Source organism: Achromobacter sp. 1011811831, from assembly GCF_059760905.1.
In genome coordinates this window covers 23,054-34,048 of the sequence record NZ_JCBANG010000074.1, presented here as the reverse complement: position 1 = coordinate 34,048, position 10,995 = coordinate 23,054, and the positions used below count along the sequence as shown (strand labels likewise).

Annotated in this window: 9 protein-coding genes; 3 read left to right on the top strand and 6 right to left on the bottom strand. The window is 67.8% G+C overall.

Annotated features, from left to right (window positions below):
* The 4 genes from AC6LJ9_RS23200 to AC6LJ9_RS23185 form a co-directional block, all read right to left on the bottom strand.
* Window positions 1–423, bottom strand: a 423-nt coding sequence (locus AC6LJ9_RS23200; RefSeq protein ID WP_498149377.1) for an ATP-binding cassette domain-containing protein, incomplete at its 3' end; no start/stop codon positions are given.
* A complete protein-coding gene (locus AC6LJ9_RS23195) occupies window positions 420–1,694 on the bottom strand; it encodes a nitrous oxide reductase family maturation protein NosD (RefSeq protein ID WP_498149376.1) in 1,275 nt (424 codons plus the stop codon). The genes AC6LJ9_RS23200 and AC6LJ9_RS23195, both read right to left, overlap by 4 nt.
* A gap of 6 nt (window positions 1,695–1,700) precedes the next feature.
* Window positions 1,701–3,617: a TAT-dependent nitrous-oxide reductase gene (gene nosZ / locus AC6LJ9_RS23190; RefSeq protein WP_103275505.1), complete on the bottom strand. Its 1,917-nt coding sequence runs from the start codon at window positions 3,615–3,617 to the stop codon at window positions 1,701–1,703.
* Window positions 3,618–3,672: 55 nt separating this feature from the next.
* Window positions 3,673–5,967, bottom strand: a complete 2,295-nt coding sequence (locus AC6LJ9_RS23185) for a 4Fe-4S binding protein (protein ID WP_498149375.1) — start codon at window positions 5,965–5,967, stop codon at window positions 3,673–3,675.
* A 293-nt stretch (window positions 5,968–6,260) separates the two neighbouring features.
* On the opposite strand from AC6LJ9_RS23185, the gene AC6LJ9_RS23180 reads away from it, so the two are divergent.
* The 3 genes from AC6LJ9_RS23180 (at window position 6,261) to AC6LJ9_RS23170 (ending at window position 9,578) form a co-directional block, all read left to right on the top strand.
* Window positions 6,261–6,905 (top strand): TerC family protein, encoded by a 645-nt coding sequence (locus AC6LJ9_RS23180; protein WP_498149374.1) that lies wholly within the window; start codon window positions 6,261–6,263, stop codon window positions 6,903–6,905.
* A gap of 206 nt (window positions 6,906–7,111) precedes the next feature.
* On the top strand, window positions 7,112–8,695 hold the full coding sequence (locus tag AC6LJ9_RS23175) for a TerC family protein (RefSeq protein ID WP_498149373.1): 1,584 nt from the start codon (window positions 7,112–7,114) through the stop codon (window positions 8,693–8,695).
* A gap of 19 nt (window positions 8,696–8,714) precedes the next feature.
* The gene (locus tag AC6LJ9_RS23170) at window positions 8,715–9,578 is read left to right on the top strand and encodes an undecaprenyl-diphosphate phosphatase (RefSeq protein ID WP_498149372.1); all 864 of its coding nucleotides are present in this window, start codon (window positions 8,715–8,717) and stop codon (window positions 9,576–9,578) included.
* A 119-nt stretch (window positions 9,579–9,697) separates the two neighbouring features.
* Here the strand turns inward: AC6LJ9_RS23170 and AC6LJ9_RS23165 are convergent, their stop codons facing one another.
* Entirely contained in the window at window positions 9,698–10,471 is a 774-nt protein-coding gene (locus AC6LJ9_RS23165) for a UDP-2,3-diacylglucosamine diphosphatase (protein ID WP_498149371.1), read from the bottom strand.
* A complete protein-coding gene (locus AC6LJ9_RS23160) occupies window positions 10,464–10,973 on the bottom strand; it encodes a peptidylprolyl isomerase (protein ID WP_103276590.1) in 510 nt (169 codons plus the stop codon). Before AC6LJ9_RS23160 ends, AC6LJ9_RS23165 begins: the two co-directional genes overlap by 8 nt.
* Window positions 10,974–10,995: the final 22 nt, after the last annotated feature.

The window sequence follows — 10,995 nt, the reverse complement described above, 5'->3', positions numbered from 1 at the left end:
GCGCTGGCGCATGCCCTTGGAATAGCCGCCGACGCGCCGGCCGCTGGCGGCGGCGATGCCGACCCGCTCCAGCAGCGCGGCATTGGCCGCCAGCGGCTGGCGCTTGAGCCGCGCATAAAAGGCCAGCGTTTCCGCGCCCGTCATGGACGGATGCAGCGCCACCGTTTCCGGCAGATAGCCGACGCGCGCGCGCAGCTGTGCCGCGCGCGGGCTGTGGGCGTCGTGCCCGAACAGCGCGACGCGTCCGGCGCTGGGACGGATCAGGCCCAGGATGAGCTTGATCAGCGTGCTCTTGCCGGCGCCGTTGTGGCCGGCCAGCGCCACGCATTCGCCTTGCCGCAGCTGCAGGTCCAGGTCCTGCAGGGCATGGTGCGCGCCGTAGCGCTTGCCGACGCCGGCCAGCGCGACGAGGGGGGAAGTCATTGCAGCTCCTGGTTGCTTGCGCCGGGCGGCTTCATCAGCGGCGCGCTGTCCACCACGCCGCCCGGCAGGATCGCGGGGAATTGGGATTGGGCCCAGCGCACCACCGACACGGCGGGACTGTTGAGCAGGATGCGCGCGGACGGGGCGCGCCATAGCAGCTGGTCGACCACGTCGTTGGGCCGGTACGCGGTGTCGGCGATGCCGTCGCCGTCCAGGTCGAAGGCGGTGTTGTCGCTCCAGTAGTTGCCCTGGCCGTCGACTGACCAGTCCAGCGTGCGGGTGCCGACATACTTCACCTGGTTGCGGTTGTGCAGGAAGGCGTTGCGCGAGATGCGGTTGCCGTCCGAGCCGGCAGTGAAATGCACGCCGATGTCGCAGTTGGCGAAATGGTTTTCCTGGAAGGTGTTGTGATTGGCGTTGTAGATGAACACGCACTTGCCGCCACCGTCCACGCTGTTGCCGGCGATGACGGAGTGGTTCGCGTAGTTGAACATCAGGCCCTGCTCGACGCTGCCGCGCGCGACGTTGTCTTTCACGACCAGGCGGTGCGAGTACATGATGGCGTAGGCAATGTCGTTGCCGATGGAGACGTTGCCGCTGATCTCGCTGTCGTTGGTGTACATGTAGTGCACCGCGTAGCGCAGCTCGTGGAAACGGTTGCCTCGGAACAGGTTGCGCTTGCTGGTGTTGACGAAGATGCCGTCGCGGCCGGCTGAAATGTCGTTGTCCAGCACCCGGGTGCCGGGCGTGTTCCACAGGGTCAGGCCGTTGCCGCGCTCGGCCACGCGCAGCTCGCGGTTGCCGACGATGCGGTTGCCCTGGACGGTGGCGTCGTCCGGTCCCCAGACGTGCACGCCGACCAGGTTGTCGAGGATGTCGTTGCGCTCGACCAGGGCGCGGTGCGCGGTCCGGTCCAGGAACACGCCGGCGTCCATCTCGGCCAGGCTCAGGCCCGAGCGGGTCACGGTCAGGTGGCGCAGCGTCACGTCGGGCGCGGTGATCCACAGCGTGCGGCCCTGGCGCGTGCCGACGATCTCGGCGCTGCGGTCGGCCGGGCCTTCCAGCGTGAGCGGCTTGTCGATGACGAGGCCGCCGGCATAGCGGCCGGAGGCCAGCAGCAGGCGGTCGCCGGGCGCGGCCGTCGCGACGGCGCGCGCCAGGTCGGCGCCGGCGCCGATGGGGATGTCGGCCGCGGCGGCCGGGCCGGCCAGGGCCGCGCACAAGGCGGCTCCGGCCAGCCGCCGCGGCAGGGGCGGGGCGGGCAGGCGCATGGGACCCTACGCGGACTTCTTGGGATGCACGATCATCTGGCCCGACATTTCCATGTGCAGCGCGTGGCAGAACCACTGGCAGTAGTACCAGTGCACGCCCGGCCGGTCGGCGGTGAAGGTGACCGAGGCCGTGGCCTGCGGCGCCAGTTCCATGGCGATGCCGTGGCCTTCCAGCGTGAAGCCGTGCGTCAGGTCCTCGATCACTTCCATGTTGGTCACCACCACCGTGACCTCGTCGCCCTGGTTCACCTCGAATTTCTTCAGGCTGAACATGGGCGCGACCGCCATCATGTAGACGCGCACCTTGTTGCCGTCGCGCACCACCTTGGCCGCGTCCTCCAGCGTCACGCCGTCCTTCTTGGCCATCTGGCGGGCGTCTTCCCACATGGGGTCGTCGCGCTTCCAGACGCTGACCGGGTTGATCTTGGAGCGGTGCACCAGGCACATGTCATGCGGCTCGGCGAAGCTGGGGCCGTCGTGGACCAGCTTCATCTCGTCGCCGGAGATGTCGATCAGCTGGTCGTTCTCGGGCTTGAGCGGGCCCACGTTCAGGAAGCGGTCCTTCGAGAACTTGTTCAGCGACACCAGCCACTTGCCATCGGCCTCGCGCGTCTCGCCCATGGTCGAGTGGTTGTGGCCGGGCTGGTAATGCACGTCCAGCTTCTGGATGATGGGGTCGACCTTCTCGCCCTTGAAGGCGCGCTTGGCCAGGTCGATGTTCCACTTGACCATCTGGCTGTCGATGAAGAGCGTGGTGTAGGCGTTGCCACGGCCGTCGAAGGCGGTGTGCAGCGGGCCCAGGCCCAGCTGCGGCTCGGCCACCACGCAGTCGCGCGGCTTGATCTTGTCGTCGAACAGATCGTCCAGCGTGCGCACGTCCAGCACCGTCACCGTGGGCGAGAGCTTGCCGTTGAGCACCAGGTGGATGCCGTCGGGCGCGGCGTTGCAGCCGTGCGGCGAGTTCGGCACCGGGATGTAGCGCGTGTACTTCGAGCCGTGGCGTCCGTCCACCACCGGCACGCCGCCCATGGTCTTGAAGTCGCCTTCCTTGATGGCCTGCTCGATGCGCTTGATGTTGAACACCACGACCCAGTCCTGCTCGTTGGCCGAGGCTTCCTCCACCGACACGCCCTTCTCGGAGTTGTAGCAGGTGGAGAAGGAATACTTGCCCTGGTAGTCGGCGTCGCCGTTGTCCAGGTTGCCGTCCACCAGCACCTGCCAGGCGATCTTCATGGTGTCGCCGTCGATGGCGGTGTAGACGGCGAAGAAGTTCTTCTTGGGATCGTCGGTCACCTTGCCGTCGTTGGGCAGCGGAATGATGTGCTCGCCGTTGGCGAAGACATAGCCAGTGCGCGGATAGCGCTGCGGCCGCAGGCCGTGCACGCCCGACACGTTGGGCAGCTCGACGATCTTGTCCGTCTTCATCACGTCCAGGCGGATGCGCGCGACGCGGTTGTTGGCCTTGTCGTTGACGTAGAGATAGCGCCCGTCGTAGGTGCGGTCGGTGAAGGACAGGTGGGGGTGGTGGGCGTCGCCGTTGATGAACACGCCGCCCTTGTCCTTCAGGTAGGCGCGCGTCTCCGGCGTCAGGCCCTCGGTCAGGATCTTGCGGCTTTCGTTGGTGCGGCCCCAGCCGGTGGCGCTGCAATGGTTGAAGACCGGAATGCGGACCAGCTCGCGCATCGACGGCAGGCCCAGCACGCGGATTTCGCCCGACTGGCCGCTGGAGTTGAAGGCATAGTATTCGTCCAGCTCGCCGGGGCCGATGTGCGAGGTCTGGCCGCCGGCGGCGGGCTTGGCGTCCTTGCCGTGCGCGACGGGCAGGTGCGAGCCCGCCACCAGGCCGGCGGCGCCGGTGATGGCGGCGGTCCCCAGGAAACTGCGGCGGCTGAGGCCGGACTTGGGAGCATTGCTTTCAGACATGGGTGACTCCTGGTAAAGGACGGCGCATGCGCGTCGTGTATCGGAACGGTCGGGTTCAGGCTCCGGCTGGAGGCTGGCCGGCGTCGCCGGGATTGGGAAAGCGGCGCATCACGACTTCCTGCGGCGCGGCCTCGGCGGGCGGGGCGCGGCGGCGTTCGCGCCGGGCCTTGCGTTGCAGCAGGTGCGGGCACTTCTCGTCGTGGTGGTAGAGCATCTGGCAGTGCAGGCACTGGATGCACTCGTTGGGATTGATCTCGCCGCTGGGTTCGATGGCCTGCACCGGGCATTCGTGGTTGCAGCGCTGGCACGGATTGCCACAATCGTGATAGCGCTTGAGCCAGTTGAAGATGCGCAGGCGCGCGGGGATCGCCAGCGCCGCGCCCAGCGGGCACAGGTAGCGGCAATAGAAGCGTTCGATGAAGAGCCCCGCGGCCAGCAGCAGCGCGGCGAACAGCACGAAGGGCCAGGCGCGGGCGAAGCGCAGGATGATGGCGGTCTTGAAGGGCTCGACCTCGGCCAGACGCTCGGCCAGCGCCAGGTCGTACAGCGCGTAGCCGAACAGCAGCACGAAGATGATGTACTTCAGGGCCGACAGGCGCTGGTTGACGCCGTGCGGCACCTGCAGCTGCTTCACGCCCAGGCGCTTGGCCGCGCGGTTCAGCAGTTCCTGCAACGCGCCGAACGGACAGAGCCAGCCGCAGAAGGCGCCGCGATTCCAGAACACCATCGACACCGCCGTGGCGCACCACAGGATGAACACCAGCGGATCCATCAGGAAGTAGTCCCAGCGGAAGTCGCTGCGCAGCGCCGAGAAGAAGGTCAGCACGTTCACCACCGACAGCTGGGCCTGGCCGTACCAGCCGATCCAGAACAGGGCGAACAGCAGGAAGGCGAGCCGCAGGCGGTCATGCAGCAGCGGCCGGCGGGCCAGCTGGTCCTGGAAGAAGAAGATGCCCGCCAGCACCGCCAGCGCCGCCGTCAGGATGGCGATCTGCAGCGGCTTGCCGTTCCAGATCTGGCGCCACAGCTCGGGCGGGGCCTCGTCCTTCGGTGCGTCCGCCTGTGCCGGGCTTGCCTGCAACGTTTCCCGCGACGCAGGCGTGGCGGTCGCCGGTCCGGCCGCAGCGCCGGCGCTGGCCGGGGCCGCGCGCGTATACGCAGTCGGCAGCTCGTAGTCCAGGTCGAAGGTCACGAAGGCCTTGTCCGAGACGCTGAGCACGCGCTGCACCATGAGTTGCAGGCGCCAGGGGGCCACGGGATCGAACGGAGCGTCTTGCGGCACCACGAACAGCGCCACCTCGCGCAGCGCCGGCGCGCCCTCGGCGGCGATGTCGGCCAGGCGCTGGTGGTCGCGGTCGCGGAAGCGGAAGCCGGCGTCGTGCTGGATGACTTCGACGCGGTCGAAGATGCCGCCGCGCACATAGCCGGAGCCCTTGAACGAATACAGGCCGCCGCCCGCCACCAGCACCGCCTGCTGCCCGGGCTTGAGCCGTTCCTTCAGGCGCAGCCAGCCCGTCTCGCCCAGCAGGCTGCGGCCGATGGCGGGCGCGCTGACCTGCGCGACGTAGAGTTCGATGAAGGTATCGGCGTCGTCGCGGCTTTCCGCGTGCGCGGCGGCATCGTCGCGGCCGGAGGCGCGGAAGGCCTGGTTCACGTCGGCCACGCTCAGGCGCAGCTGGCGCACCGCGCCGTTGTCGAGCAGGGCCTGCCACGAGCGGACCTCGCCCGGCGTCTCGTCGACCGTGCGCGCCTGGACGCGCGCCGCCGTCGCCTGGGCGGGCTGGGCTGCCTTGCCGACGCCGTGGGCGCGCGCCACCGCGATGGCCGAGCGCGTGATGCTGTCGCCGATCACCATCAGCGTGACCGTGGCGCCGCTGACGATGTCCACCGGCGGCGGCGCGCCGTGGCGCGGCGGCGTGTCGACGAAATTCAGGCCGACATAGCCGCTGATGAAGTGGTCCACCTTGGACTGGGGGATGCCGATGAGCACGATGGGTTCATGGTGCTCGACCAGTTTGGCGCCGGCGATGCGGCCGTCGCTGGCCAGCGCCACCAGCACGTCGATGGGCTTGCTGGAGTAGCCGCGCGTGTTGACGACGTCGGACGTGAGGTACACCAGCCCGAGTTCCCGGTCGCCCGAATAGGCCTTGGCGACCATGGGCTTGCCTTCGGGCGGCCCGTAGCGGTCGGCGCCGGGGAACAGCTCGGCCGGCGGCGTGGCGCCCAGGAAATCGGGCAGGCGCTGGGCCCACGCCGACTGCATGAGTCCCGCGGTCAGACAGAGCAACAGCGCAATCGCCATGCGGATGATGCGGAAACTTCCATGACGCCCTGCGGTGCTGCCAGACATGCTTGAACCCGATCCGTCGTTGTTATTCAAGCGCATCCTAAGAGCGCGCTGCAGGCGCGGTCTTGCGGTGGGTCAAAAGCGCCGCCCTGCGAGCGCGGCAGAACGCAATACCCTTGCACGGCGTGGGGATATCGGCCAATCGCGGCCCCGCGCAAGGCGCGCGCTTGATGCCGCGCAAGCGCGACGGACGCGCGGCGGCGTAGGCTACCGGCGCCGACCTGGCCTGCGCGTAGCGGGCGGGGCACAGGCTTTCCAGGTACGATGGCCCGCACACACATATGCGGGAGGGGCTGATGGGGTGGATGAATCCGATGGAGTGGATCGGCGGACCGCAAGCCTGGTTCGGCGTGCTGGGCCTGACCATGATCGAGATCCTGGTGGGCCTTGCCAACGTGGTCTTCATCGCCATCCTGGCCAATGAGTTTCCCGCCGCGCAGCGCAACCGCGCGCGCCTGTTCGGCCTGGGCGTGATGCTGCTGATGCGGCTGTGGCCACTGGCCCAGGGGCTGGACTGGCCCGTCAAATTCCTGAACCGGTCGCAGCTGTCCGTCGGACCGTATGAGTACACCGGACAGCATCTGGTGCTGATGGCGGGCAGCGTGCTGGTGCTGTCGCTGCTGTTCCAGGGCGCCAGGTCCGGATGGCGGATCTGGAAGGGCGCGCCGGATCCGGCGGATTCCGGCGGGGGCGCCGGGCTGAGGGCGGTGCTGGCCCTGTTCCAGATCGTGGCGCTGAATGCGGTGTTCGCGGCCCGGTCGGTCGTTACCGCCTCGGCCATGGCGTCCCGGGTCGAGGTCGCCATGGCCGCGATGCTGGCCGCCTTCTGGTTCCTCCTGCGCCTGTCCCGGCCGCTGGCGCGCGTCGCCGGGACGTCTCCGTGGCAGATGATGGCCTGGACCGCGCTGCTGGTGTTCGCCAATCGGATGGACTGGGCCTGAAGTCCAGGCTTTGCATCTGGGCCTGACGTCTGGTCCTGACATCCAGGCCGGAACACCGGGCCTGCCCCCCAGGGCGGGACCTGGCGCGTTCCTTGCCTGATTGCCTCCGCCTCGGGCCCGGCGCCTTGCCGGGCGGGGGTTTCATGACCGGCGTGTCATGGATTTTCCGGGTACGATTGTCGGCTGAGTAACTTTTGGAGCTCCTGATGGAGTGGCTGCTGGACCCCGCTGCGTGGGTCGGCCTGCTTACCCTGGTCGTTCTTGAGATCGTCCTGGGCATTGATAACCTGATTTTCATCGCCATCCTGGCGGACAAGCTGCCCCCCTCGCAGCGCGACCGCGCGCGCATCCTGGGGCTGAGCCTCGCGCTGGTCATGCGCCTGGGCCTGTTGTCCGTCATGTCCTGGCTGGTCACGCTGACCACGCCGCTGTTCTCCATCGGCCCCCTGGCGCCGTCCGGACGCGACCTGATCCTGATGGCGGGCGGCTTCTTCCTGCTGTTCAAGGGCACCATGGAGCTGCACGAGCGGCTCGAGGGCGGCAGCCACGGCTCCTCGTCGGGGCCGCGCGTGTACGCCAGCTTCTGGGTCATCGTGACGCAGATCGTGGTGCTGGACGCGGTGTTCTCGCTGGACTCGGTCATCACCGCGGTCGGCATGGTGGACCACCTGGCCATCATGATGATCGCCGTCATCATCGCCATCGGCATCATGCTGCTGGCGTCCAAGCCGCTGACCCGCTTCGTCAACGCGCATCCCACCGTGGTGGTGCTGTGCCTGGGCTTCCTGCTGATGATCGGCTTCTCGCTGCTGGCGGAAAGCTTCGGTTTCAAGGTGCCCAAGGGTTATCTGTACGCCGCCATCGGCTTCTCGGTCGCGATCGAGGCGCTGAACCAGCTGGCGCGCCGCAATCTGCTCAAGCTGGATGCGCGCCGTCCCATGCGCGAGCGCACTGCCTCCGCGGTGCTGCGCATGCTGGGCAAGCGCCCGCCCGCCGACGAGCCCGACCTGCCCAGCGCCAACGCGCCGGCCATCCCGGCTTTCGGCGTGGAGGAGCGCAACATGGTCAGCGGCGTGCTGACGCTGGCCGAGCGCTCCATTCGTTCCATCATGACGCCGCGCACCGACGTGTCGTGGATCAACATCGACGATGACGCCGAGACCATCCGCGGCCAGCTGATCGAGGCGCCGCACAGCTTCTTCCCGGTGTGCCGGGGCTCGCTGGACGAGGTGCTGGGCATCGGCCGCGCCAAGGACCTGATCGCCGATCTGCTTACCGAGGGCAGGGTGCGTCGCAACCGGCTGCGCGATCCCATCATCGTGCATGAGGCTATCGGCATCCTGCGACTGATGGACACGCTCAAGCGCTCGCGCGGCCAGTTGGTGCTGGTGGCGGACGAGTTCGGCGCCATCGAGGGCCTGGTGACGCCGATCGACGTGTTCGAGGCCATCGCCGGCGAATTCCCCGACGAGGACGAGCTGCCCGACATCGTGGCCGACGGCGAGCGCACCTGGAAGATCGATGGCGCGGCCGACCTGCACCATGTCGAGCAGGTGCTGGAAACCGAAGGCCTGATCGACGAGGCCCAGGACTTCTCCACGCTGGCCGGCTACCTTCTGTCGCGCTTCGGCCATCTGCCCAAGCCGGGCGATGCCTGCGAGTATGAAATCCATCACGACCATTTCCGCTTCGAAGTGCTGGAGATGGACGGACGCCGCATCGCCCTGGTGCGGGTCGAGAAAAAGCCCCAGGAGCCGCTGTCCGACGAAGCGTCCCTGACCAACGACTAACCCTGGACCCGCCCATATCGTGACTGAAAATACCCTGTACCTTGTCAAGGCCTTCTTCCTGGGCATCGTCGAAGGACTGACCGAGTTCATTCCGGTGTCCAGCACCGGCCACCTCATCCTGATCGGCGACTGGATCAACTTCGAATCCAGCCAGGGCAAGGTGTTCGAGGTGGTGATCCAGCTCGGCTCCATCCTGGCCGTGATGTGGGTGTTCCGCGCGCGGCTGCTGCAGCTGATCCGCGGCACGCTCACCGGCGTGCCCGGCGAGGTCGCCTTCACGCGCAACCTGCTGATCGCCTTCCTGCCGGCGGCGGTGATCGGCGGCATCTTCATCAAGTCCATCAAGCAGGTCTTCTACCACCCGGGCGTGGTGGTGGTGACGCTGGTGCTGGGCGGCCTGATCATGCTGTGGGTCGAGCGCAAGACGCGGCATACGCCCGGCGACGTGCCGGGCGCGGCGGACGACACCGCCTCGGACGAGCGCGCCACCGCGCGCAGCCTGGAGCAGATCACCTGGAAGCAGGCGCTGGGCGTGGGCGTGGCGCAATGCCTGGCCATGATCCCGGGCACCTCGCGCTCGGGCGCCACCATCATTGGCGGCATGATCGCCGGCATCCAGCGCAAGACCGCGACCGAGTTCTCGTTCTTCCTGGCCATGCCCACCATGCTGGGCGCGGCGGTGTACGACATGTACAAGAACTTCGGACTGCTGACCCAGCACGACCTGTCCGGCATCGCGGTGGGCTTCGTCGCGGCCTTCCTGAGCGCGATGGTGGTGGTGCGGGCGGTGCTGCGCTTCGTGGCCAACCATACGTACCGCGTGTTCGCCTGGTACCGGATCGTGTTCGGCGCCGTGGTTGCCGCCTGGATCTGGATGGGGTGATGCGCCGCCCCGAAAGGGGCTCGCCGTCGCCCCGGAAGCCCTCCGGCACGGCGGCAATGGAAAAAGCCCGCGGGTGCGAGACCCGCGGGCTTTTTTTCTTGCGACGGGCGACCCCGCGTTCAGTCCTCGGTATCGAGGTCGTAGAACGTCAGGCCATCCTGATCGATCACCAGCCAGCCGCCGCGCGGCGGCTGGGCGTGATCGCAGTCCCAGTCGGGCAGCACCCAGCGCTCGCGCTTCTTGCCGTCGACCTCCAGCACGTGGCGGGCAGGGCGGTGCGTGTGGCCATGCACCAGCAGTTTCACGCCCGTGTCGCGGAAGACGGCTTCGATGGCGTCGGCGTTGACGTCCATGATTTCCTGCGACTTCATCTGGTTGGCGGCCTGGCTCTCGCCGCGCGCCTGCTGCGCCATGGCCAGGCGTTCCGGGATGGTCTTGGCCAGGAAGGCGGCCTGCCATTGCGGATCGCGCACCATGGCGCGGAACTGCTGGTACGGGGCGTCGTCCGTACAGAATTCGTCGCCGTGGGTCAGCAGCACCGAGCCGTAGTCCGTTTCCAGCAGAGCGGGCTCCGGCAGCAGCTTGGCGCCGATCGCGGCCGCCAGCTCCTCGCCCATGAGGAAATCGCGGTTGCCGCGCCCCAGCCAGACCGGAATGCCGGCGGCCGTCTCGCGCAACGCCTTCAACACCGTCGCCAGCCAGGGCGGGGCGACGCGGATCGCGTCGTCGCCGATCCAGGCGTCGAAGATGTCGCCCGGCAGCAGCAGGGCGCCCGCTTCCTCGCGAGCGGCCTGCAAAAAGGCCAGGAAGGCCTCTGACGTTGCCGGCGTGGCCGGCCCCAGGTGCAGATCCGAGGCCAGCCAGACCGGGCCGGTCAGCGCGATCTTATTCAAGAACTTCGGCCTTCTCGATGATCACGTCCTCGTTCGGGACGTTCTGGTGGAAGCCCTTGTTGCCGGTCTTCACGCCCTTGATCTTGTCGACCACGTCGGTGCCTTCGGTCACGGTGCCGAACACGGCATAGCCCCAGCCGTTGGGCGTGGGGGCGGTGAAGTTCAGGAAGTCGTTGTTGGACACGTTGATGAAGAACTGGGCGGTGGCCGAGTGCGGGTCGCTGGTGCGGGCCATGGCCAGCGTGTACTTGTCGTTCTTCAGGCCGTTGTTGGCCTCGTTCTCGATCGGGGCGTGGGTTTGCTTCTGCTTCATGCCGGGCTCGAAGCCGCCGCCCTGGACCATGAAGCCGTCGATCACGCGATGGAACACCGTGCCGTTGTAGAAGCCTTCCTTGGTGTAGGTCAGGAAATTGGCCACCGTCTTGGGCGCCTTGGCGGCGTCCAGGGTGATGACGATGTCGCCTTGGTTGGTGTGCAGCTTGACGCGGGGATTGGTGCTCATGGATTTCGTGCCTTCAGTGGTG

What these genes read in the sequence shown, in the direction of transcription:
- AC6LJ9_RS23195 (WP_498149376.1), bottom strand. Translation starts at nt 1,694, where the DNA reads ATGCGCCTGCCCGCCCCGCCCCTGCCGCGGCGGCTGGCCGGAGCCGCC.
- nosZ (WP_103275505.1), bottom strand. Translation starts at nt 3,617, where the DNA reads ATGTCTGAAAGCAATGCTCCCAAGTCCGGCCTCAGCCGCCGCAGTTTC.
- AC6LJ9_RS23185 (WP_498149375.1), bottom strand. Translation starts at nt 5,967, where the DNA reads ATGTCTGGCAGCACCGCAGGGCGTCATGGAAGTTTCCGCATCATCCGC.
- AC6LJ9_RS23180 (WP_498149374.1), top strand. Translation starts at nt 6,261, where the DNA reads ATGGGGTGGATGAATCCGATGGAGTGGATCGGCGGACCGCAAGCCTGG.
- AC6LJ9_RS23175 (WP_498149373.1), top strand. Translation starts at nt 7,112, where the DNA reads ATGGAGTGGCTGCTGGACCCCGCTGCGTGGGTCGGCCTGCTTACCCTG.
- AC6LJ9_RS23160 (WP_103276590.1), bottom strand. Translation starts at nt 10,973, where the DNA reads ATGAGCACCAATCCCCGCGTCAAGCTGCACACCAACCAAGGCGACATC.